This is a genomic window from Allobosea sp. RIT-PG3_2 (assembly GCF_057321085.1).
In genome coordinates this window covers 81,685-101,841 of record NZ_JBXWCA010000001.1, presented here as the reverse complement: position 1 = coordinate 101,841, position 20,157 = coordinate 81,685, and the positions used below count along the sequence as shown (strand labels likewise).

The following is a 20,157-nucleotide window of genomic DNA, read 5'->3' as shown; positions in this document are numbered from 1 at the left end:
GCCATGGCCGTCTCCCTCAAGGACCCGCAGGACGGCGATCTCGGCGAGGTCAGTGACATCAACGTCACGCCCTTCATCGACGTCATCCTGGTGCTGCTGATCATCTTCATGGTCGCGGCGCCGCTCTCCACCGTCGATGTCGCGGTCGATCTGCCGGTCTCGAATGCGCAGCCGCAGCCGCGGCCGGATACGCCCGTCTTTCTCACCGTGAAGGGCGATCTCTCGCTGGCGCTCGGCAACGACCCCTTGCCGCGCGAAGCGCTGCAGGCGACGCTCGACCAGCGCACCAGCCATGATCGCGAGCACCGCGTCTTCCTCCGGGCGGACGGCACCGTCGCCTATCGCGAGCTGATGGAGGTGATGAACCTGCTGCGCAACGCCGGCTATCTGAAGATCGCCCTCGTCGGGCTCGAGGATACCGGGCAGGGCGCCGCCGCGGGGCCCAAGCCATGAGCATGGAACGCCCGTCGCTCTCCCGTTTCGCACCGGCGGCGTTGCGCTGGAGCCTTGCGGCGCTCGTCGTCGTGAGTGCCCATGGTGCGGCCGGTTGGGTCGTAGCCAACTGGCAACGCGCCGAGGCCGCCATTGGCGCTCCGCCGGCCGCCGTGATGATCGAACTCGCCCCGCTCGCTGTCGCGCCCGAATCGCCGCAGCAGGACATCGCGCCGGGGCCTGAGATGGTCGAGGCGCAGCCGGAACCCGAACCGCCGCCGCCCGAGCCGGTCGAGCAGCCGAAGGAGCCCGAGCCGCCACCGCCGGAACCGGAGCCCGTCGTGATCCCGGAGCCGGAGATCAAGATTCCCGAGCTGCCGCCGCTGCCGGACGCTGCCGCGATTCTGACGCCGCCGCCCAAAGAGCAGCCGAAGCCTCCGCCGCCGGACGTGAAGCCGAAGCCCAGGCCGAAGCCGAAGATCGTGGAACGGCGCAAGCCGGTGAACCCGGACAAGCCGAAGGCCGAGCAGACCACGGCTCCGCTCGCGCAAGCGCAGGACGCGCCCCGCGCTGCGGCGCCTGCTTCGGGCGCTTCGTCGGCTTCGCCGGCCGCCAACGCCAGCTGGCGCGGCTCGCTGATCGCCCATCTCAACCGCTTCAAGCGCTTCCCGAACGGCGCCAGCCCGGGTACCGTCCAGGTCGCTTTCAGTATCGATCGCGGTGGGCGAGTGTTGTCGGCCCGGCTGGTCCATGGATCGGGCGATGCGGCGCTGGACGAGGAGGCCGTCTCGATGGTTCGGCGGGCAAGCCCCGTTCCTGCGCCGCCGGACGGCATAGGCGGCAGCTCGATCGCGCTTGCGGTCCCCGTCCGGTTCTCCCGCTGAAGCGGTGCGGAACGCTCGGGGCCGTTAGCGCGTAAACGCGTCAGGGTTATCGCGCAAAGGAGACGCGCCATGGGTATCGCAAAATGAGTATCGCAAAGCTCGCCGCCGGGGCGCTCCTGGCGCTCGCCTGCAGCGGCTGCGTGACCAGTGCGGAACTACGGGAGGCGGATGAGGCGCGCTGCCGCTCCTTCGGCTTCCGTCCATCGAGCGACGGCTTCGCGAACTGCCTGCTGCAACTCGATCTCGATCGTGCGGCGGATCGGCGCTACCGCTTCGACCGGTTCGATGCGTCCTTCGGCGGACCGCCCTGGTACTACGGCCGCCGTTGGTGAGGTCGCCCCATCCGCAAAGAAAAAAGGGCCGCGCGGGAAGCGCAGCCCAAGTCTAGGGAGGAAACGCCCAAGGAGGGCGGCGCAACATCGCTGCTGCGCTGCACCCTAGATAGGAGTGTGAGCACGGCCTCGCAAGAGAAAAAGGGCAGCACAGCTGACTTATTTTTAAGCGACTGATTTCCGTTTGAAATCAATGAGCTTGCCGCGGCGCCCGCTATAATTTGGGCAGTGCCTGTCGGCGTTCATACGCGGCTGCATCGCCCCCGCGGATTTCGGTCGGGGACGACATCGGAGCGGAATCGCGGACGAAGAGGGCGTCATTCTCGGGCGCCGCGCAGCGGCGACCCGAGAATCTCGTGAAGCGGGGGCTCGGGGCAAGCCCGAGCATGACGGAGCTTAGCCGAGCGACATCGTCAGCGGCGGCTTCACTTCGGGCGGGAGCGGCGAGGTGTAACCCTCCTTGCCGAGCCGGGCCTTGTGGTCGGCCTTGGCGGCCTCCATCAAAGCGGGATCGCTCAGCACGGCCGCGCCGGTCGCGGCCATCGCCTTGGCGACATGGACCATCGCCTTGTGCGCGGCGGGAGCCTTGCCCTGCGCCACGACCTGCCAGGTGTGGAAGGGCGTGCCCATCGCGACAGTCGGCGCATGGGCCTGCACGGTCGGCACCGCCCAGCTGACATCGCCGATATCGGTCGAGCCGATGGCCGGATTGCGCTTGGCATCGCGCGGGACGAGGAAGTCGGCCAGCGGCGCGCCCGTGTCCTGCATGCCGACGGTGCGCCAGATCGCGGCGATATCCTGCGGCGACAGCGTGCCGCGGATCTGCTCGGCATAGGCCTTGTCGGCGTCGTCGAAATGCGGCGCGCCAAGGTCTTCCATCACCTTGTGCATGGCGTCTTCGAGCGGCGTGTTGGCGACGAGGTCGGAGACGGCGCTGACGATACGCATCTCCATCTTGGTTTCCGTCATCAGAGCCGCGCCTTCGGCGATCTTCTTCACGCGCTGCACGAGTTCCAGCATGCCGCGCAGGTCGCGGGCGCGGATCGAATAGCGCACCCGGGCATGGGCCTGGACGACGTTCGGCGCGATGCCGCCGGTGTCGAGCAGCGCGTAGTGGACGCGGGCATCGGACGGCATGTGCTCGCGCATGTAGTTGACGCCGACATTCATCAGCTCGACGGCGTCGAGCGCCGAACGGCCGAGATGGGGTGCTGCGGCGGCATGCGAGGCGCGGCCGGTGAAGACGAAATCGGCGCGGGTATTGGCTAGCGCCAGCGCGGGCGCGACCTCCCAGAAGCTCGACGGATGCCAGCTGATGGCGACATCGGCGTCGTCGAAGGCGCCGGCGCGGACCATGAAGGCCTTGGCAGCACCGCCTTCTTCCGCCGGGCAGCCATAATAGCGCACGCGGCCGGGGATCTTGTTCTCGGCCAGCCAGTCCTTCATCGCAACGGCGGCGAGCAGCGCGGCCGAACCGAGCAGGTTGTGACCGCAGCCATGGCCGTGGCCGCCGGTCTCGATCTCCTTGTGCTCGGCAAGGCCGGCTTCCTGCGAGAGGCCGGGCAAGGCGTCGTATTCACCGAGGAAGGCGATCACCGGGCCGCCTTCGCCGGCTTCGCCGACGACGGCAGTCGGGATGTCCGCGACGTTCTCGGTGATGCGGAAGCCCTGGTGCTTCAGCTCGGCGACATGCTCGGCCACCGAGCGCTTCTCGGTGTAGCACACCTCCGGCATGCCCCAGACCCGGTCGCTCAGTGCGATCAACCGCTCCTTGTTCGCATCGACATGCCGCCAGAGATCGTTTCGATTGTCCATGATCGTTCCGCCTGGGGACCGCGCGGGCGCTCCCCGTCTTTCGTTGAGAGGCGGATTCCCCGACGGGGCCGATGCAGCCGGGCCGGACCCGCCTCTGGTGGGCCGCGGCATATGAGCAATCTCAGCCGGTGCCGTCCAGACATTCAGCGCATGGCGGAACAGCGTCTCAAGCTTTTGCCTGCGCGAGCGACGCGGCGGCGAAATCCGCCAGGATTGGGCAATCCGGCCGGTGGTCGCCATGGCAGTGCGTCGCGAGATGCCGCAGCGTGTCGGCCATCGCCTTGAGCTCGGCCGCCTTGGCCTCGAGATCGCGCACATGCGCCATGGCGAGCTTCTTCACATCGGCGCTGGCCCGGCTCTTGTCGCGCCAGAGCGCGAGTAGCTCGCGCGTCTCCTCCAGCGAGAACCCGAGATCGCGGGAGCGGCGGACGAAGCGCAGCGTGTGGACGTCGTCGGGAGCATAGACACGGTATTGGGCCGCCGTGCGGGCCGGCGGGGTGATCAGCCCGATGCTCTCGTAATAGCGGATCATCTTGGCGCTGACGCCAGAATGGGTCGATGCCTCGCCGATATTCATCACGACCCCTTCTGCGCGGCATCATGCGAGGCCGGCACGCGAAAACGCTTCAGTCGCAGCGCGTTGGCGAGCACGCTGACGCTCGAAAGCGCCATGGCGAGCCCGGCGAAGACCGGCGACAGCAGGATGCCGAGGGCCGGGTAGAGCACGCCGGCAGCGACCGGTATCAGCAGCGCATTGTAGCCGAAGGCCCAGGCGAGATTCTGGCGGATGTTGGCGATGACCGCCTGCGACAGCGCGATGGCGCGCGGCACGCCCATCACATCGCCGGACATCAGCACGACGTCGGCGCTCTCGATCGCGATATCGGTGCCGGTGCCGATGGCGATGCCGACATCCGCCTGGGCGAGGGCAGGGGCGTCGTTGATGCCATCGCCGACGAAGGCGACCTTGTTGCCGCCCTTTTGCAGCGCCTTCACCACCTCGGCCTTGTCGGTCGGCAGCACCTCGGCCCTGACCTCGTCGATGCCGAGCGTGCGGGCGACGGCCTCGGCCGTGCGCCGGTCGTCGCCAGTGACCATAGCGACCTTGAGGCCGAGCCTGTGCAGCGCGGCGATGGCAGCGGGCGTCGTCTCCTTCACGGCGTCTGCGACGGCGATGACGGCGGCGATCCTGCCATCGATGGCGGCATAGAGCGGCGTCTTGCCGGCTTCGGCCAGGGCCTGGGCGCGGGCGGCGAAGGGCCCGATGTCGAGACCGGCCTGCTCCATCAGCCTGTGGCCGCCGATGGCGACGCCGCGGCCCTCGACCGTCGCGGTGACGCCACGACCGGGATCTCTCACGAAATCGGCCGGCTCGGCCAGCGAAAGACCGCGCGCCTTGGCCGCCGCGACGAGCGCCAGCGCCAGCGGATGCTCCGAGCGGTTCTCGGCCGAGGCGACGAGGCGCAGCACGTCATTGGTGTCGAAGCCGGAAGCAGGCTCGATGTCTGTCAGCTCCGGCTTGCCCTTGGTCAGGGTTCCCGTCTTGTCGAGCGCGACGATCTGGACGTCCTTGAGTGCCTGCAGGGCGTCACCCTGCCGGAAGAGGATGCCCAGTTCCGCGCCCCGGCCGGTGCCGACCATGATCGAGGTCGGCGTCGCCAACCCCATCGCGCAGGGGCAGGCGATGATCAGCACCGCGACGGCATTGACCAGCGCATGCGACAGGGCAGGGCTCGGCCCGAAGACGAGCCAGACGACGAAGGTCGCCAGCGCCAGCGCCATCACGGCGGGAACGAACCAGAGCGTGACACGGTCGACCAGCGCCTGGATCGGCAGCTTGGCGCCCTGCGCGGCCTGCACGGTCCGCACGATCTGGGCCAGCAGCGTCTCAGAACCGACCTTGCGCGCGGTGAAGCGCAACGCGCCCGAGCCGTTGACGGTACCGCCCGTGACAGCGCTTCCGGCCTCCTTGCGCACGGGCGCAGGCTCGCCGGTGATCATCGACTCGTCGACGAAGGAGGTGCCGTCCGTGACCTCGCCATCAACAGGCACGCGCTCGCCTGGCCGCAGGATGACGATGTCGCCGGCCCGGACGGTGTCGACGGGCATGTCGGCTTCCACGCCATCGCGCAGGACGCGCGCCGTCTTCGGCTGGAGCGCGATCAGGCTGCGGATCGCGGCGCCGGTCCGGCTCTTGGCGCGCGTCTCGAACCAGCGGCCGAGCAGGATCAGCGTCACGATCACCGCGCCGGATTCAAAATAAGTGCCGTCCGCACCCGCCGGCATCAGCTGGGGCAGGAAGGTCGCGGCGGTCGAGTAGAGATAGGCCGCGCCGGTGCCGAGCATGACGAGCGAGTTCATGTCGGGCGCGCCGCGCAGCAGCGCCGGAAAGCCCTTGCGCAGGAAGACGAGGCCCGGTCCGAACTGCACGATGGTCGCAAGCACGAAGGAGAAGACGCGGACATTCCATTCGCCGAAGGTCCCGGCGAGCCAATGGTGCAGGGCCGGGACCATATGGCTGCCCATCTCGACCACCAACAGCGGCAGCGTCAGCACGGCGGCGAGGATGACCGAGCGCAGCAATTGCGCCTGCTGTTCCTCCTTCATCATGGCCATATGGTCGTGAGGGCCTGCCGCATGGGCGGCCTCCGGCTGGAGACGGCTCGCCTCATAGCCGGCGCCGGCGACAGCCTTCACGAGGGCGGGGGTGATGTCGGTGCCGGCCAGGGTCCTTACCGTGGCGCGCTCGGTGGCGAGATTCACGGTCGCGTCGACGACGCCCGGCACGGCGCGCAGCGCCTTCTCGACATGCCCGACGCAGGAGGCGCAGTTCATCCCCGAGACCGAGAGATCAATCGTGCTTTCGATCGGCTTGTAGCCGGCCTGCCGGACCGCATCCTCGATCTTGCGGAGATCTGTGCCGCCCTTGGCGAAAGTGACGCGCGCCCGCTCGGTCGCGAGATTGACCGCGACCGCGTCGACACCCGGAACCGTCGCGATGGCTCGCTCGACGCGCCCGACGCAGCTCGCGCAGGACATGCCCTCCACGCCCATATCGAGCGTTTCGAGATTGTCCCTGACCTTGTCGATGACCGTCATCGCCGTCTCCTTCATGGTGATGACGCTGCATATGGGGCTTCCCATCATGGGAAGGTCAAGGGGTATGCCAGTTTTTGAAAACTCCATCGCCAGCCTGGCGTCATGCTCGGGCTTGACCCGAGCATCTCATGCCGAAAGAGGCTTCCTTCACCTCATCCTGCCTGAGTTTCTCGGGTCTACGCTTCGCTTCGCCCGAGAATGACGGCAACGCCAGTCGAATCGGCGCAACCGGTTCAAGGCATCTCGACCGAGACGCTCTTGATCACCGCGTGGACCGGCTTGCCGGGAGAAAGCCCGAGCGTCGAGACCGATTTAGCCGTCAGCCGGGCCGCCAGATTCGCTTCGCCGCAGGCGAGGAGCAGATGCACGGTGCTGCCGCCCGCGCCGCTTCGCTCTCCGATCTCGGCGACCGTCCCTGCGAGCACGTTGAGCGCGCTGATTTCGGCTGGACGGCCGAGGCTGAGCATGACGTCGCTCGCCAGGATGCGGATCTTGATCCGCTGACCCTGCCGGAGCACCCCGCGCCCGACCGTGAGCGGCCCGGCCGGCGTCGCGAGCCGCGCCAGGCCGAATTCCTCGTCGAACGCGACGACCTCCGCCGCGAGGAGCGAGCTCGCCTCCGGAGCACCCGGCCGTGCCGCCAGATCGGGCCGCGACAGGATGTCGGCCGTCGGACCGCAGGCGGCGACGCGGCCGTCCTCGACCATGGCGACGGTTGTGGCGAGCCGCGCGACCTCCGCCAGCGCATGCGAGACATAGACGATGGGGATGCCGACCTCGTCGCGCAGCCGCTCGATATGCGGCAGGATCTCCGCCTTGCGGGCTTCGTCGAGCGCCGCTAACGGTTCGTCCATCAGGAGCAGACGGGGCTGCGCCAGCAAAGCGCGGCCGATCGCGACGCGCTGCTTCTCGCCGCCGGAGAGGGAGCCGGGACGCCGGCGTAGGAGATGGCCGATGCCGAGCAGCTCCAGAACCTTGTCGAGCTCGGCCGGCTTGCGGGCCTCACGCGGCACGAACCAGTGCCCGAACAGCAGGTTCTGCCGCACGGTGAGATGCGGGAAGAGCCGCGCTTCCTGGAAGACATAACCGATCCGCCGGCGATGCTTCGGCAGGAAGATGCCGCGTTCGATATCAACCAGCGTCTCGCCATCGACACGGACATGGCCTGCCTGCGGACGGATCAGCCCGCCGATGACGTTGACCAGAGAGGTCTTGCCCGAGCCGGAACCGCCGAACAGCGCCGTCAGGCGTCCGTCGGAGACGAAGGAGGCATCGAGCTGGAAGTCGCCGAGCCGGTGTCGGACGGCGATATCGAGGACGGGATTCATTCGACGGCGATCCGGCGGCCGACCATCCGCGCCATCAGCTCCGAGAGCACGAGCGCCGCGACCGAGATCGCGATCGAGATCAGCGTCAGCCGCATCGCGCCAGCGTCGCCGCCCGGCACCTGGGTGAAGGTGTAGATCGCGGTGGGCAGCGTCTGCGTCTCGCCGGGAATGTTGGAGACGAAGGTGATCGTCGCGCCGAATTCGCCCATCGCCTTGGCGAAGCACAGGATCATGCCGGCGATGATGCCGGGCAGGCAGAGCGGCAGGGTAACGACGAGGAAGACCCAGAGAGGGTTCGCACCGAGCGTGCCGGCGGCAGCCTCCAGCTTGCGGTCGACGGCCTCGATCGAGAGGCGAATCGCGCGGACCATCAGCGGAAAGCCCATCACCGCACAGGCCAGCGCCGCGCCCGTCCAACGGAAGGAAAAGACGATCCCGAACCAGTCATACAGGAACTCGCCGATCGGCCCGCGCCGGCCGAAGCCGAGCAGCAGCAGATAGCCCGTCACCACCGGCGGCAGGATCAGCGGCATATGGACGATCGCGTCGAGCAGCGATTTGCCCCAGAAGCGCCCGCGCGCCAGCAGAAGCGCGACGCCCAGCCCGAGGGGCAGGCTCGCGAGCATGGCGGTGGTGGAGACGATCAAGCTGAGCCTGACCGCCGTCCATTCCTCGGGCGAAAGCCAGTCGCTCACGAAGAGCTGGCGGCCTTGTTGAGCACCGTGAAGCCCTGCTTCTCGAAGACGGGCTTCGCACCGGCGCCGCGCAGATAGGTCAGGAAGGCCTGTGCGTCGGGATTGGCCGAATCCTTGAGGACGGCGACCGGATAGATGATCGGCGGATGCGAATCCTCCGGGAAGGTCGCGACGACCTTGACCTGCGGGTCGGCGGCGGCGTCGGTTGCATAGACGATGCCGAGCGGGGCTTCGCCGCGCGAGACGAGCAACAGCGCGGCGCGGACATTGTCGGCCTGCGCGATCTTGTCCTTCACCTTGTCCCAGGCGCCGAGCTTCTCCAGCGCGGCCTTGCCGTATTTGCCGGCCGGTACGGAATCGACATTGCCCATGGCGAGCCGGTCGGAGCCGAGCACCGCCGCGACATCGACGCCGGGCTTCAGGTCGAGCTTGGCGGTCGAATCCTTGCCGGCGACAAGCACGATGCGGTTGGCGAGAAGGCTGACACGCGTGTCCGGCTTGATGAGGTTCTTGCCCGCCACATAGTCCATCCAGTCGAGGTCGGCCGAGACGAAGAGATCGGCCGGCGCGCCGCTCTCGATCTGCTTGGCCAGCGTGTTGCTGGCGGCATAGGAGATCTTCGGCGCCGGCCTGCCGCTCTCCTTCACCCAGTTGGCTGCGGCCTCGTCGAGCGCGTTCTTCATGCTGGCGGCGGCGAAGATGACGAGGTCCTTCGTCTGCGCCTGCGCGGCATCGAAGGCAGGTGCCATGCTCATGGCGAAAGCCAGGCCCAGGCCCAGCATTGTCCGGCGCTTGATCATGCTCTTCCTCGCTGTCTTATCGTTGTATATCACTGGATATAGCGATCGTTGCCGTGCGCTCGCAGGCGAGTCAAGGAGCGGCGACAGCAGCGACATGACCGCGGCATCGACAAAGGAAGAGCAACCATGAAGATCAGTGCGCGCAACCAGCTCAAGGGCAGGATCGTCGAGATCACCAAGGGCGCCACCACGGCCCATGTCCGCATCGATATCGGCGGTGCGATCGTGACATCCTCGATCACCAATGCGGCGGTCGAAGACCTCAAGCTGACCGTCGGCAAGGAAGCCTATGCCGTGGTGAAGGCCTCCGATGTGATGATCGCGATCGATTGAAAAGATGGTCCGCGAGAACGAGATCCGCGACAGGGAGGTCGCCGTCGCGCCGCCGCAGGCGACCGATGCCGGCCTCGTCTTCATCGGCACCATCCGCACGCCCTGGACCTCGCGGCTGACCTGCCCGCGCCAGGGCAGGGCGGACGGCCCGGTCTGCCGCATCGAGCTGTTCCCACCCTGGGACGAGGCGTTGGACGGCATCGAGCGCTTCGAGCGGCTGGAGGTGCTCTATTGGCTGCACCAGTCGCGCCGCGACCTCGTGCGCCAGAGCCCGGCCAATAACGGCGAGACCCACGGAACCTTCGCCCTGCGCACGCCGGTCCGGCCCAACCCGATCGGCACCTCGATCGCGACGCTGGTCGCGCGGGAAGGGCGGGTGCTGCTGGTGCGTGGCCTCGACTGCCTCGACGAGACGCCGCTGCTCGACATCAAGCCGGACCGCACGCTCTTCACCCCGATCGCCCCGCCGCAGCAAGGCGATTTTGAGACGGGTTGAGGCGGCCAACCTGAAACCCCCGCCGTCATTCTCGGGCGAAGCGAAGCGCAGACCCGAGAATCTCTGGCAGGAGATGCTCGGGTCAAGCCCGAGCATGACGGAGGGTTTCTCTTCGCGGCCACTCACCCGTGCGGATGCTTGTGGATCGGGTCGACCCAGTAGACCGCTTCCGGCTTTTCGACCGGATCGACATCGGTGATGTTGACGACCACCGCCTCGTTGTCCGAGCGCACCAGCACGCATTGCAGCGGGTTGTCGGGATCGGCGTTGATCTCCTGATGAGGCACGAAGGGCGGCACGTAGATGAAGTCGCCCGGTCCTGCTTCGGCGACGAATTCCAGTCGCTCGCCCCAGCGCATGCGAGCCTTCCCGCTCACCACATAGATCACGCTTTCAAGCTCGCCATGATGGTGCACGCCGGTCTTGGCGTTGGGCTCGATCGCGACCGTGCCGGCCCAGATCTTCTGCGCGCCGACACGAGCGTGGTTGACCGCCGCCTGTCGGAACATGCCGGGTGTCTGGGCGGTGTTCGGATCGAGCTGATCGCCCGAGATCACCCGGACGCCGTGATGCTTCCAGCGCGGCTCGCCGTCATGGGCGTGGTCGTGGGAATGATCGTGCGAATGGTCGTGTTCTTGGCTCATGGCAGTCTCCCGCTCAGCCTTGCTTCGCCGGGCCCGTCGCGACGGGCCGCTCGCCCGCTCCCCATTCGGACCATGAGCCATCGTAGATTGCCTTGGCCGGCTTGCCGACGATCTCGAGCGCCGTCGACAAGATCACGGCCGAGACGCCCGAGCCGCAGGTCATGATCGAGGGCTTGTCGAGATCGACGCCGGCATCCCGGAATAGCTCGACGATATCTTCCGGCTCCTTCAGCCTGCCGTCAGCGACGAGTTGCGAGGATGGCAGGTTGAGCGAGCCGGGAATATGGCCGGACAGCAGGCCGGGCCGGGGCTCCGCCGCCTCGCCGTGGAAGCGATCGGCAGCGCGCGCGTCGACCACCTGGATCGCTTGCGAGGCCGTCGCGCGCGCCACGTCCTCCGCATCGGCGACGGCGCCGTTGTCGAGCCGGGCGTTGAAGACGCGGGGCTGGCGGGGCTGCGGGCGATCCTCCTCGACGGGGCGTCCCTCGGCGAGCCATTTCGGGAAGCCACCGTCCAGGATGACGACGTCTCGTGCGCCGAACACCTTGAAGGTCCAGCGCACGCGCGGCGCCGAAAAGAAGCCGAGCCCATCATAGACCACGATGCGCATGCCGTCGCCGATGCCGAGCGCGCCCACGGCGGCCGCGAATTCAGGGGCCGATGGCAGCATATGGGGCAGCGAGGAGCGGGTGTCCTTGATCTTGTCGATGTCGAAATGGACAGCGCCCGGAATGCGGCGCGCGGCGTATTCGGCCGCTCCGTCGCGCTTCTGCGCCGGCAGATACCAGGACGCATCGACCACGACGATGTCGGGCGCGTTCAGGCGCTCGGCCAGCCACTCGGTCGAAACGAAGACGTCTTCACGGGCCATAGGCGTATCCTCTGGGCATCAGCTTTGGTGTTCTCAGGCCAGCGCGATCCGGACGCGCCGGTTCTGCTTGCCCTTCTTCTCGATATCGGTGACGGCGACCGCCCCGATCTCCGCGGTGTTGCGGACATGGGTGCCGCCACAGGGCTGCAGGTCGATATCGCCAATGGCGACGAGCCGGACCCGGCCGGAGCCGCGCGGCGGCTTCACCGACATCGTCTTGACGAGGCCCGGATTGGCGTCGAGCTCCTCATCCGTGATCCAGCGCTCGGTGACATCGGCGTCGCGCGCGACGAGCGCATTGAGCTTCTCGGCGATCTCGGCCTTGTCGAGCCCGCCTTCGGGAATGTCGAAATCCAGCCGCCCGTCGCCTTCGCCGATCGATCCGCCGGTGACGGGGTATGCCAGCACGACGCTGAGCAGATGCAGGGCCGTGTGGATGCGCATGCGCTTGAGACGGCGCTCCCAGTCGAGCACGGCGGTGACGGCCTCGCCTGCGGCAAGCAGCGCCTGGCCTTCGAGCGGCACATGGATGACCCGGCTCTTGTCCTCGGGGTCATAGATCGCAGTGCCCACGGCGATGAGGCTGCCATCGGCCCGGCGCAGATGCCCGGCATCGCCCGGCTGCCCGCCACCCGTCGCATAGAAGACGGTGCGGTCGAGGATGATTCCGCCGCGCTCGTTGACGGCCTCGACGGTGGCTGGCGTCTCTTTCAGATAGGCATCATCGCGGAAGAGCAGTTCGGTCGGCATGGTCCGGTCATCTCGCTAGCGGCGGCAAAGCGCCTTCGCGGCGCAGACTGCACCGATTGCGCCGCTCATGCCACCGCCTTGGCAGGATAGCGGGGATGATCCGATGCGCATGGCTTTCGGCGCAGTGGTTTCATGCCTAGATGGCAGGCTCGACCAATCCGGAGTGGCCATGGCCTTAGCCCGCATGAAACCGCAGGACGGCGTGGCCTGGGTGACCGGCGCCAGCTCCGGCATCGGCGCGGCGGTCGCGCTCGAACTCGCGCAGCGCGGCTGGACGGTCGCGATCACCGCGCGACGGACGGATGCGCTCGAAGCCGTCGCGCGCGAGGCCGAGGGCCTGCCCGGCCGGATCGTCGCCCATGCCGGCGACGTCACCGAGGCGCAGTCGATGCTGGGCGTCGTCGAAGCGATAGAAAGCATTCACGGGCCGATCGCGCTCGCTTTCCTCAATGCCGGGGTCGCATCCGGCGTCGAGGGCCGCACCTTCGATGTCGAGACCGTCGAGAATGTCATCGCGGTCAATCTGCTCGGCGTGGTGAAGAGCCTCTCCGCCGTGCAGCACCGGATGATCCCCCGCGGACGCGGGCAGATCGCGGTGAATGCCTCGCTCGTCGGTTATCGTGGCCTGCCCGGCGCTGCGGTCTATGGGGCGACCAAGGCGGCGGCGATCCATCTGTGCCAGTCGCTGCGCTTCGACTGCGAGCCGGCCGGCATCCGCCTGCAGGTGGTCAATCCCGGCTTCGTCGACACCCCGATGACACACGGGCGGCGCTTCCCGATGCCCTTCCTGCTGACGGCGGAGGATGGCGCCAGCCGAATCGTCGACGGTTTCGAGCGCGGTGGCTTCGAGATCGCCTTCCCGCGGCGGCTGGCCTGGTCGATGAAGGCGCTGCGGCTTTTGCCTGACCCGGTCTATTTCGCCCTGATGTCCAGATTCGCCGCCCGAAGCCGCTGAGGTGCCTCAGCGATTGCGGATCGTCGCGAAGGCATCGAGCGCCCGTTGCCGGCCGAAGGCGAGGTCGATGATCGGGGCAGGGTAGGTCTCGCAGATTCGAACGCCTGCCTCCCGCAGGGCCGCCTGGGACGCCTTCCAGGGCTGATGGATATCGCTGTTGGAGAGCCCCGACAGCTCCGGCACCCAGCGGCGGACATAATCGCCCTTGGGATCGTGGGTTTCGCCCTGCGTGATGGGGTTGAATATCCGGAAATAGGGCGACGCATCCGCACCGGACCCCGCGACCCATTGCCAGCTCGCGGCGTTGCTGGCCGGGTCGGCGTCGACGAGCGTGTCCCAGAACCAGGCTTCGCCCGCGCGCCAATCCTGCAGCAGATGCTTGATCAGGAAGGAGGCGACGACCATCCGGACGCGGTTATGCATATAGCCGGTCGCCCAGAGCTCGCGCATGCCGGCATCGACGAGCGGGATGCCGGTCTGCCCGCTCTGCCAGCGATGCAACGCCTCCTCGTCCGCCCGCCAGGGAAAGGCGTCGAAGCGCCTGTCGTAGTTGCGCGTCGGCAGCTCGGGATTGTGGAAGAGCAGATGGTAGGAGAATTCGCGCCAGCCGACCTCGGCCAGGAACTTTTCCGCATCGCCCTCCGATCCGACCGCTTCCCCGGTTTCGCGGGCGTGGTGGAGCGCATGCCAGATCTGGCGCGGCCCGATCTCGCCGAAGCGCAGATGCGGCGAAAGCCGCGACGTCGATTCCCGCCCCGGCCGGTCGCGGCCTTCGGTGTACCCATCGAGCGAACGCGTGAGGAAATCGTCGAGACGCTCAGTCGCGCCTTGCTCACCCGGCGTCCATTCGGCCCGCAATCCGCCAGCCCAATCGGGCTTTCGGGGCTCAAGCCCCCGATTCGCCAGCGACACCGCCAGCGCCTCGATCGATTCGGGCAGTGCGAGCGCGTCGATTCGCGAGGGCGCCGGAATCGGCGCTGCCGGCTCACCCTTTTGCCGGGCCGCGCGCCAATAAGGCGTGAACACCTTCATCGGCTGGCCCGTCGTCGTGGTGACCTGCCATGGCTCGTTCAGAAGATGGCTGTTGAAGCTGCGGACGCTGATTCCACGCGCGGTCAGCTGGTCCTTGAGCCTGGTATCCAGGGCGATGGCCGGGGCTTCGTAGCGGCGGTTCCAGGTGACGAGGTCGATGTCCACAGCCGCGGCAATGCGCGGAATGATCTCGGCCGGGTCGCCTTGCATCAGGACGAGCCGCCCACCCTTCCGCGCGAGGGCGGCGCCCAGCGAATCCAGCGAGCGCGACAGCCACCAGCGCGAGGCACCGCCGAGCGTGCGCCGATTAGGGCCATTATCGAGGATATAGAGGCAAAGAAGCTGGCCGGCCTCTGCCGCGGCCGAAAGCGCTGGGTTGTCAGTCAGCCGCAGATCGTTCCGGAACCAGTGCAGGGCGCGTTTCGTCATCATCCCTTATCCCGAGCAAGAGCGTGTCGGACAAGCCGCAGCCCACGCGAAGGCAAACGCAGGATGAGCGCGATCGGTATCAGGGGTGATGATGATGTTGGAGGCCTCGCCCGGAATCGAACCGGGGTGCAAGGATTTGCAGTCCTCTGCGTAACCACTCCGCCACGAGGCCTTCCGGCGAAAGCGGCGCAGGCCGCTTCAGCGAGAGCGCAATAACCACAAGCCGTCGCGCGCCGCAACCCGCCATCGCATCTTCCACAGCGGGGGCGACAAATCTGTTTGGCTGGCTCGCAAGGGGCTTGCGCTGCCGGGAACGCCCCGCTATGACGCCGCCACGTTGTTCCCGGATAGCTCAGCGGTAGAGCAATCGACTGTTAATCGATTGGTCGCAGGTTCGAATCCTGCTCCGGGAGCCAGCTCACCCCCCAAAATTCCCAGGTGCAGGCGGTGCTTCGCAGTCTTGCTGCGATGCAAGGCGCGCTTGCCTTTTGCTCCCGGGTCGAACACAAAGCTGCCGTGAACGGCGCCGAGGCGGCTGGACGCAAGCTGCCCCTCGCAGCCGACGCTTGCCGGTGACAGCGCAGACGGAGAGTTCAGGGTTATGGACGATTTCAGCGGGCTGCGCCGCAACATGGTCGATTGCCAGTTGCGCACCTATGACATCACCGACCGCGCTGTGCTGGCAGCGGCGGATTCGGTGCCGCGCGAGGCCTTCGTCCCCAAGAATTTCGCTCATCTCGCCTATCTCGATCAGTCCATCGCTCTGCCCGGCACCGGCCGCGCGCTGATGACGCCGATGGTGATCGTCCGGATGATCCAGCTGCTTGAACTGCAGCCCGGCGATGATGCGCTCGAATACGGCGGCGGCTCCGGCTACGGCGCCGCGCTGATGGCCCATATGGGTGCGAAGACGACGCTCTGGGAGCCCGATGCTCCGGCCCGCGCGCTCTCCGAGAGCGCCCTGCGGGCAGCGGGCGCCGGAGAGGTTTCGATCGTCGCGACGCAACCCAGCCGCGAATCATTCGATGCGATTCTGGTGAGCGGCGCCTGCGAGATGCAGCCGGAGTCGCTTTTTCCCTTGCTCCGCGCTGATGGGCGGTTGATCGTGGTCGAAGGGACAGGGCGTTCCGCCCGCGTCAAGCTCTATCGGAAATCCTCGGATATCGTCGCCGGACGCCCCGTATTCGATGCCGCGGCTCCCGAATTATCCGAATTCCGTCGCCCGGAAGCATTCGTATTCTGAGTGCATCTGTTTCTTAACGGAGGTGTCGCATTTTTGTGGCAGGTTCCTAGGGAAATGCTCCCGACGTCGACCGTGCGTTGGCGCATTGCGTCAGGAAGGGTATGACATTGAGACTTATGCCGAGGCTGGGGCGATGCCTGGGCGCGACTTCAGTGCGCACAAGAGGCGTCCAGTGAAAAGACGATACGACAAGATTTACGGGTTCGGGCTCTCCGCCGTCATCGCTTTGGCGATGTCCGGGGGCTGGGCTCTGCCGGCGGCGGCCCAGACAATGGATTCGGCGCTGGCGCGGGCCTACTCCGGAAATCCGACCCTGAATTCCCAGCGCGCCGCAGTGCGGGCGACCGACGAGAACGTTCCCCAGGCCCTTTCTGGTTATCGCCCCAGGATCACCGCTTCCGCCGACATCGGCGCCAGCATCGTCGATTCCAACCTTCCGGGATCGCCCAATTCGACGAGCCGGCTTGCGCCCCGCGGTGCCGGCGTCCAGGTCACGCAGAACATCTTCGACTCCGGCAGGACCCGCAACACGGTGAGCCAGTCCGAATCGCAGGTGCTCGGCGCGCGAGCCACGCTGCGCAATACCGAGCAGAACGTCCTGCTCGATGCCGCGACGTCCTACATGAACGTCCTGCGCGACACGGCCATCCTCAATCTGAACCGGAACAACGTCGAGGTTCTGGAAGAGCAGCTGCGCCAGACGCGGGACCGGTTTCAGGTCGGCGAAGTGACGCGCACCGACGTCGCGCAGGCTGAAGCACGGCTTTCGCAGGCCCAGTCGCAGGCGATTCTCGCCGAATCGAATCTCAAGACCTCGGTGGCGCGCTTTCGCCAGAATATCGGTGTCGAACCGCGTCAGCTCGCACCCGGCCGTCCGATCGAGAATCTCCTGCCGAAATCCCTGTCGGTGGCGTTGACCGGTGCGCTGAGCAATCACCCGGCGATCATCGCCGCGCTGCACGGTGTCGATGCGGCCGAGCTGCAGGTGAAGGTGACGGAATCGGATCTCTATCCGACCTTCGGCGTGACCGGTACCGTCCAGCAGCGCTACGACAGCACGCTCTTCGGCGACAATCGTCTGTCGGCGAGCATCGTCGGCGCGCTGACGATCCCGATCTACGAGGGCGGCCAGGTTTATGCCCGGACGCGTCAGGCCAAGGAAACGGCCGGCCAGCGCCGCATCGATGTCGATACCCAGCGCGATACCGTCCGCGCCGCCGTCGTTTCCGCTTGGGGCGGGCTGGATGCGGCCAAAGCGCAGATCGTGGCCGCGCAGGCCCAGGTCGAAGCGGCTTCCACCGCGCTCGCCGGCGTGCGCGAAGAGGCGAAGGTTGGCCAGCGCACCACGCTCGACGTCCTGAACGCCCAGCAGGAGCTGGTCATTGCGCGCTCGACCCTTGTGACGGCACAGCGCGACCGCGTCGTGGCTTCCTATGCCGTCCTCTCCGCCATCGGCAGGCTGTCCTCGCAGACGCTCAAGCTCAAGGCCGAGACCTACGACGCCCGCCAGCACTACGACCAGGTCAAGGGTCTGTGGTGGGGCACCCAGACACCCGACGGCCGCTGAGGCGATCCATCGAGCACTGATCGCGGCTGGCACGCGCCAGCCGCCAGGGCCGGCGCATTCAGGCAACAGCGCCGATTTCTCCTGTGGGAGAGCCGGTCCTTGCCTTGTCTGACCCGCGAGTCGTGGAATACTCCGCTCTCGGAGCAGCGTTGATTCCATTGGCGCGCCCGGTGTCCAACGGTCAGGCCTTCATGAGCGCGCAAGCCAAGCCCAGCGAACCGTCGATGGAGGAGATTCTCGCCTCCATTCGCCGGATCATTTCGGATGACGAGGCGAAACCGGGCGAAGCAGCCGCTCCGGCTCCTGAAGCCGCCCCCGAGCCGGAACCGCTGGCGGCAATCGACGACGACGTGCTCGACCTCGGTGCCGAAGCGGCTTTGATCGCCGCCCCGGTGCCCGCACCCGAGCCGCAGCCGGAGCCTGCTCCATCGCAGGTCGAAATTTCCGACGATTCCGACGTCGCCTTCGTCGAGGAACCGCCTGTCATCGCTGCGGCCGCGCCGCCTCCGCCAGCGCCGGAGCCCATTCCGGCCGCGCCTGCGCAGATGACATCCGCTGCTCCCGCCGTCGACATGGCGAGCCTCTTGTCGGATCAGGCAAGCTCGGTGGTGACGAACGCCTTCGGCCAGCTCGCCAGCACCGTGCTCAGCAACAATGCCCGGACGCTGGAAGACCTCGTCAAGGACATGCTGAAGCCGATGCTGAAGACATGGCTCGACGACAATCTGCCGACGATGGTGGAACGCCTCGTCCGCGCCGAGATCGAACGGGTCGCACGAGGCGGGCGGAGCTAAGTCCGCCCGCGCCGGCAGGCTCGTTCAGCCGTTGCTGGCCGCGCGGCTTCCACGTCCCGCGCCTCTGCGGCTGGCGGCAGCCAGCGCCGGGCGTCGCGCGCGCGCCGGGCGTGTCGTCCGCGCTCGCGGCGCTTCCCAGCTGTCGAAGGCGCCGGCTTCCCTGAGTGATTTCAACCCGTAGCCGAGCATCGCGAAAGCGGTCGCGGGGGCGCCCAGCCGCGAGACCAGCATCGTCAGGCCGACAGCGACCGGACGCGGATAGCGCCCGGAAGCAGCCTCGACGGCAAACCAGGCCCCGAGACCGTGAACAATGAGTTTCAGCATGGTTCTTCCCGTTTATCAGTGAGTTACAGAGAAACCTTGCGGTTCTCGCCGAATTCGAGCTTCGCTCCGGTCAGGGCCGCAGCGGCCATCTTGACGGTGGTGACGATCTTGCCGGGGCTGTCCCAGAATTCCGCCATCGCCGGTCGCACGCGCAGGACGCGGATATCGGGATCGTTCTCGTCGTCCCAGAAGGCCTTGTTGCTCGGCTCCCACAGCTCCTGAACGAGGGCGCGGTCGTCGACCACGGTCGCAGTCCCGCTGATCGACAGGTAGCGGTGCCCGCTCGTATCGGAAAAGGCGAGGCAGACATTTTCGTTGATCTGGATCTCGTCATCCTTGTGATGGCGGCGATCCGTGAGGAAGTAGATCGTGTCGTCCTCGCGCTTGCCATGGGCGTGCATGGGGCGCGCACGAAGCTCGTCGCCATTGCCGTCATGGGTCACGAGCATGGCGAATTTGATCGCGTCGATGAGGCTCCAGACGCGGTCCTGATCACTGTGAGACATGCCGATTCTCCTGTTGCAGTCGTTGTCGATGCAACGGATCGCCGGACGGCAAGTTCCCTGCCGCTGCTGGGAAGAAGCGAGGGAACAACCGGCCTGCTCGCGCGTAAGGTGTGACGCGCCTTGCAGCCGCCTGCGCATCGCGCTTTCATTCGCCGTTTTTCCGCTCCGGGGGATCTGCCATGGCCAAGCCTGCCGCCAAGTCACTTGCTACCAAGACGCCTGCTAACAAGACCGCGCCGAAGACATCCGCATCCACGCGGATCGTGAAATCGAGCAAGATCGATCTGGCTTCGAACACCAAGACGAAGGTCGTCGGCCTGCTCAACGAGCGGCTGGCTGATGGTATCGATCTGGCGCTGGTCACCAAGCAGGCGCACTGGAACCTGAAGGGCCCTGGCTTCATCGGCGTCCACCTGATGCTCGACGGCTTTCGCGACCAGCTCGACGAGCATGTCGACACCGTCGCCGAGCGTATCGCCCAGCTTGGCGGCATCGCGTTCGGCACGACGCAGACGACGGCGGAATCCACCTCCCTCAAGGCCTATCCGACCGAGATCGTCGCCGTTCAGGACCACCTCAACGCGCTGATCGAGCGCTATGCCGACGCCGCCAACAAGGTTCGCGAGGCGATAGACGCCTGCGACGAAGCGGGCGATGCCGATACTGCCGACATCCTGACGGCCTATTCGCGCATGCTCGACAAGTCGCTCTGGTTCCTGCAGTCGAACCTGGGTTGAGGCGGCTTTCTCGCGAGGCGCTGCGGCGCGCGGCATCGAAAACGTTGACGCGCGCCCCGCGCATGGGCTCTTAAGACGCCAGAGACCTTTT

General features: G+C 67.0%; 22 protein-coding genes and 2 tRNA genes. 11 read left to right on the top strand and 13 right to left on the bottom strand.

Going from position 1 to position 20,157, the window contains the following annotated elements; translation table 11 throughout:
• The first annotated feature begins 3 nt into the window (after nt 1-3).
• The 3 genes from exbD to AC2FAN_RS00465 all read left to right on the top strand — a co-directional run bounded on the left by exbD (nt 4) and on the right by AC2FAN_RS00465 (nt 1,648).
• Nucleotides 4-453 carry a TonB system transport protein ExbD gene (exbD, locus tag AC2FAN_RS00475; RefSeq protein WP_485172322.1) on the top strand — a complete coding sequence of 150 codons (450 nt, stop codon included), beginning with the start codon at nt 4-6 and terminating at the stop codon, nt 451-453.
• Nucleotides 450-1,316, top strand: a complete 867-nt coding sequence (locus AC2FAN_RS00470; protein ID WP_476804907.1) for an energy transducer TonB family protein — start codon at nt 450-452, stop codon at nt 1,314-1,316. Before exbD ends, AC2FAN_RS00470 begins: the two co-directional genes overlap by 4 nt.
• Nucleotides 1,317-1,399: 83 nt before the next feature.
• On the top strand, nt 1,400-1,648 hold the full coding sequence (locus AC2FAN_RS00465) for a hypothetical protein (RefSeq protein ID WP_485172321.1): 249 nt from the start codon (nt 1,400-1,402) through the stop codon (nt 1,646-1,648).
• Nucleotides 1,649-2,044: 396 nt separating this feature from the next.
• On the opposite strand, the gene AC2FAN_RS00460 is transcribed toward AC2FAN_RS00465, so the two are convergent.
• From AC2FAN_RS00460 to modA, 6 genes are all read right to left on the bottom strand, one after another.
• Nucleotides 2,045-3,463 (bottom strand): M20 family metallopeptidase, encoded by a 1,419-nt coding sequence (locus AC2FAN_RS00460; RefSeq protein WP_485172320.1) that lies wholly within the window; start codon nt 3,461-3,463, stop codon nt 2,045-2,047.
• A 166-nt stretch (nt 3,464-3,629) separates the two neighbouring features.
• Nucleotides 3,630-4,040 carry a Cu(I)-responsive transcriptional regulator gene (cueR, locus tag AC2FAN_RS00455; protein ID WP_476804910.1) on the bottom strand — a complete coding sequence of 137 codons (411 nt, stop codon included), beginning with the start codon at nt 4,038-4,040 and terminating at the stop codon, nt 3,630-3,632.
• A complete protein-coding gene (locus AC2FAN_RS00450) occupies nt 4,040-6,562 on the bottom strand; it encodes a heavy metal translocating P-type ATPase (RefSeq protein WP_485172319.1) in 2,523 nt (840 codons plus the stop codon). Before AC2FAN_RS00450 ends, cueR begins: the two co-directional genes overlap by 1 nt.
• 233 nt (nt 6,563-6,795) lie before the next feature.
• Nucleotides 6,796-7,890: a molybdenum ABC transporter ATP-binding protein gene (gene modC, locus AC2FAN_RS00445; protein ID WP_485172318.1), complete on the bottom strand. Its 1,095-nt coding sequence runs from the start codon at nt 7,888-7,890 to the stop codon at nt 6,796-6,798.
• A complete protein-coding gene (modB, locus tag AC2FAN_RS00440; protein ID WP_476804914.1) occupies nt 7,887-8,585 on the bottom strand; it encodes a molybdate ABC transporter permease subunit in 699 nt (232 codons plus the stop codon). The genes modC and modB overlap by 4 nt, the downstream gene beginning before the upstream one ends.
• Nucleotides 8,582-9,340, bottom strand: a complete 759-nt coding sequence (modA, locus tag AC2FAN_RS00435; RefSeq protein WP_485172317.1) for a molybdate ABC transporter substrate-binding protein — start codon at nt 9,338-9,340, stop codon at nt 8,582-8,584. The genes modB and modA overlap by 4 nt, the downstream gene beginning before the upstream one ends.
• A 171-nt stretch (nt 9,341-9,511) precedes the next feature.
• Here modA and AC2FAN_RS00430 point away from each other — a divergent pair, with 171 nt between their 5' ends.
• Both AC2FAN_RS00430 and tsaA read left to right on the top strand, forming a co-directional pair.
• A complete protein-coding gene (locus AC2FAN_RS00430; RefSeq protein WP_485172316.1) occupies nt 9,512-9,718 on the top strand; it encodes a TOBE domain-containing protein in 207 nt (68 codons plus the stop codon).
• Nucleotides 9,719-9,722: 4 nt separating this feature from the next.
• Nucleotides 9,723-10,214 (top strand): tRNA (N6-threonylcarbamoyladenosine(37)-N6)-methyltransferase TrmO, encoded by a 492-nt coding sequence (gene tsaA / locus AC2FAN_RS00425; RefSeq protein WP_485172315.1) that lies wholly within the window; start codon nt 9,723-9,725, stop codon nt 10,212-10,214.
• Nucleotides 10,215-10,336: 122 nt separating this feature from the next.
• On the opposite strand, the gene AC2FAN_RS00420 is transcribed toward tsaA, so the two are convergent.
• The 3 genes from AC2FAN_RS00420 to AC2FAN_RS00410 are packed head-to-tail and all read right to left on the bottom strand — an operon-like array spanning nt 10,337 to nt 12,479.
• A complete protein-coding gene (locus tag AC2FAN_RS00420) occupies nt 10,337-10,858 on the bottom strand; it encodes a cupin domain-containing protein (RefSeq protein ID WP_485172314.1) in 522 nt (173 codons plus the stop codon).
• Between the two features lie 13 nt (nt 10,859-10,871).
• Nucleotides 10,872-11,729, bottom strand: coding sequence for a 3-mercaptopyruvate sulfurtransferase (gene sseA, locus AC2FAN_RS00415; protein ID WP_485172313.1), 858 nt, complete (start codon nt 11,727-11,729; stop codon nt 10,872-10,874).
• Between the two features lie 33 nt (nt 11,730-11,762).
• A complete protein-coding gene (locus tag AC2FAN_RS00410; RefSeq protein WP_485172312.1) occupies nt 11,763-12,479 on the bottom strand; it encodes an alanyl-tRNA editing protein in 717 nt (238 codons plus the stop codon).
• A 169-nt stretch (nt 12,480-12,648) separates the two neighbouring features.
• Here AC2FAN_RS00410 and AC2FAN_RS00405 point away from each other — a divergent pair, with 169 nt between their 5' ends.
• A complete protein-coding gene (locus AC2FAN_RS00405) occupies nt 12,649-13,434 on the top strand; it encodes an SDR family NAD(P)-dependent oxidoreductase (protein ID WP_485172311.1) in 786 nt (261 codons plus the stop codon).
• Nucleotides 13,435-13,440: 6 nt separating this feature from the next.
• On the opposite strand, the gene AC2FAN_RS00400 is transcribed toward AC2FAN_RS00405, so the two are convergent.
• On the bottom strand, nt 13,441-14,895 hold the full coding sequence (locus AC2FAN_RS00400; protein ID WP_485172310.1) for a cryptochrome/photolyase family protein: 1,455 nt from the start codon (nt 14,893-14,895) through the stop codon (nt 13,441-13,443).
• 98 nt (nt 14,896-14,993) lie between these two features.
• Nucleotides 14,994-15,067, bottom strand: a tRNA-Cys gene (locus AC2FAN_RS00395).
• 169 nt (nt 15,068-15,236) lie between these two features.
• Here AC2FAN_RS00395 and AC2FAN_RS00390 point away from each other — a divergent pair.
• The 4 genes from AC2FAN_RS00390 (at nt 15,237) to AC2FAN_RS00375 (ending at nt 18,499) form a co-directional block, all read left to right on the top strand.
• A tRNA-Asn gene (locus AC2FAN_RS00390) sits at nt 15,237-15,311 on the top strand.
• Between the two features lie 185 nt (nt 15,312-15,496).
• On the top strand, nt 15,497-16,138 hold the full coding sequence (locus AC2FAN_RS00385; protein ID WP_476804922.1) for a protein-L-isoaspartate O-methyltransferase family protein: 642 nt from the start codon (nt 15,497-15,499) through the stop codon (nt 16,136-16,138).
• Between the two features lie 172 nt (nt 16,139-16,310).
• Nucleotides 16,311-17,705 (top strand): TolC family outer membrane protein, encoded by a 1,395-nt coding sequence (locus AC2FAN_RS00380; protein ID WP_485172309.1) that lies wholly within the window; start codon nt 16,311-16,313, stop codon nt 17,703-17,705.
• Nucleotides 17,706-17,896: 191 nt separating this feature from the next.
• On the top strand, nt 17,897-18,499 hold the full coding sequence (locus AC2FAN_RS00375) for a PopZ family protein (protein ID WP_485172308.1): 603 nt from the start codon (nt 17,897-17,899) through the stop codon (nt 18,497-18,499).
• 24 nt (nt 18,500-18,523) lie between these two features.
• Here the strand turns inward: AC2FAN_RS00375 and AC2FAN_RS00370 are convergent, their stop codons facing one another.
• Together AC2FAN_RS00370 and AC2FAN_RS00365 are read right to left on the bottom strand one after the other, a co-directional pair.
• Entirely contained in the window at nt 18,524-18,823 is a 300-nt protein-coding gene (locus AC2FAN_RS00370) for a hypothetical protein (protein ID WP_265053387.1), read from the bottom strand.
• A 23-nt stretch (nt 18,824-18,846) separates the two neighbouring features.
• Nucleotides 18,847-19,329, bottom strand: a complete 483-nt coding sequence (locus AC2FAN_RS00365; protein ID WP_265053388.1) for a pyridoxamine 5'-phosphate oxidase family protein — start codon at nt 19,327-19,329, stop codon at nt 18,847-18,849.
• Between the two features lie 179 nt (nt 19,330-19,508).
• Here AC2FAN_RS00365 and dps point away from each other — a divergent pair, with 179 nt between their 5' ends.
• On the top strand, nt 19,509-20,066 hold the full coding sequence (gene dps, locus AC2FAN_RS00360) for a DNA starvation/stationary phase protection protein Dps (RefSeq protein ID WP_485172307.1): 558 nt from the start codon (nt 19,509-19,511) through the stop codon (nt 20,064-20,066).
• Nucleotides 20,067-20,157 lie beyond the last annotated feature (91 nt).

Excerpts from the sequence above, each read along its gene's own strand:
- dps (WP_485172307.1), top strand. The coding sequence starts at position 19,509 with ATGGCCAAGCCTGCCGCCAAGTCACTTGCTACCAAGACGCCTGCTAAC.
- AC2FAN_RS00375 (WP_485172308.1), top strand. The coding sequence starts at position 17,897 with ATGAGCGCGCAAGCCAAGCCCAGCGAACCGTCGATGGAGGAGATTCTC.
- modC (WP_485172318.1), bottom strand. The coding sequence starts at position 7,890 with ATGAATCCCGTCCTCGATATCGCCGTCCGACACCGGCTCGGCGACTTC.
- sseA (WP_485172313.1), bottom strand. The coding sequence starts at position 11,729 with ATGGCCCGTGAAGACGTCTTCGTTTCGACCGAGTGGCTGGCCGAGCGC.
- AC2FAN_RS00430 (WP_485172316.1), top strand. The coding sequence starts at position 9,512 with ATGAAGATCAGTGCGCGCAACCAGCTCAAGGGCAGGATCGTCGAGATC.
- AC2FAN_RS00400 (WP_485172310.1), bottom strand. The coding sequence starts at position 14,895 with ATGACGAAACGCGCCCTGCACTGGTTCCGGAACGATCTGCGGCTGACT.
- cueR (WP_476804910.1), bottom strand. The coding sequence starts at position 4,040 with ATGAATATCGGCGAGGCATCGACCCATTCTGGCGTCAGCGCCAAGATG.
- AC2FAN_RS00405 (WP_485172311.1), top strand. The coding sequence starts at position 12,649 with ATGGCCTTAGCCCGCATGAAACCGCAGGACGGCGTGGCCTGGGTGACC.
- exbD (WP_485172322.1), top strand. The coding sequence starts at position 4 with ATGGCCGTCTCCCTCAAGGACCCGCAGGACGGCGATCTCGGCGAGGTC.
- AC2FAN_RS00410 (WP_485172312.1), bottom strand. The coding sequence starts at position 12,479 with ATGCCGACCGAACTGCTCTTCCGCGATGATGCCTATCTGAAAGAGACG.
- tsaA (WP_485172315.1), top strand. The coding sequence starts at position 9,723 with ATGGTCCGCGAGAACGAGATCCGCGACAGGGAGGTCGCCGTCGCGCCG.
- AC2FAN_RS00465 (WP_485172321.1), top strand. The coding sequence starts at position 1,400 with ATGAGTATCGCAAAGCTCGCCGCCGGGGCGCTCCTGGCGCTCGCCTGC.
- AC2FAN_RS00450 (WP_485172319.1), bottom strand. The coding sequence starts at position 6,562 with ATGACGGTCATCGACAAGGTCAGGGACAATCTCGAAACGCTCGATATG.
- AC2FAN_RS00365 (WP_265053388.1), bottom strand. The coding sequence starts at position 19,329 with ATGTCTCACAGTGATCAGGACCGCGTCTGGAGCCTCATCGACGCGATC.
- AC2FAN_RS00420 (WP_485172314.1), bottom strand. The coding sequence starts at position 10,858 with ATGAGCCAAGAACACGACCATTCGCACGATCATTCCCACGACCACGCC.
- AC2FAN_RS00470 (WP_476804907.1), top strand. The coding sequence starts at position 450 with ATGAGCATGGAACGCCCGTCGCTCTCCCGTTTCGCACCGGCGGCGTTG.
- AC2FAN_RS00370 (WP_265053387.1), bottom strand. The coding sequence starts at position 18,823 with ATGCTGAAACTCATTGTTCACGGTCTCGGGGCCTGGTTTGCCGTCGAG.
- AC2FAN_RS00385 (WP_476804922.1), top strand. The coding sequence starts at position 15,497 with ATGGACGATTTCAGCGGGCTGCGCCGCAACATGGTCGATTGCCAGTTG.
- modA (WP_485172317.1), bottom strand. The coding sequence starts at position 9,340 with ATGAGCATGGCACCTGCCTTCGATGCCGCGCAGGCGCAGACGAAGGAC.
- AC2FAN_RS00460 (WP_485172320.1), bottom strand. The coding sequence starts at position 3,463 with ATGGACAATCGAAACGATCTCTGGCGGCATGTCGATGCGAACAAGGAG.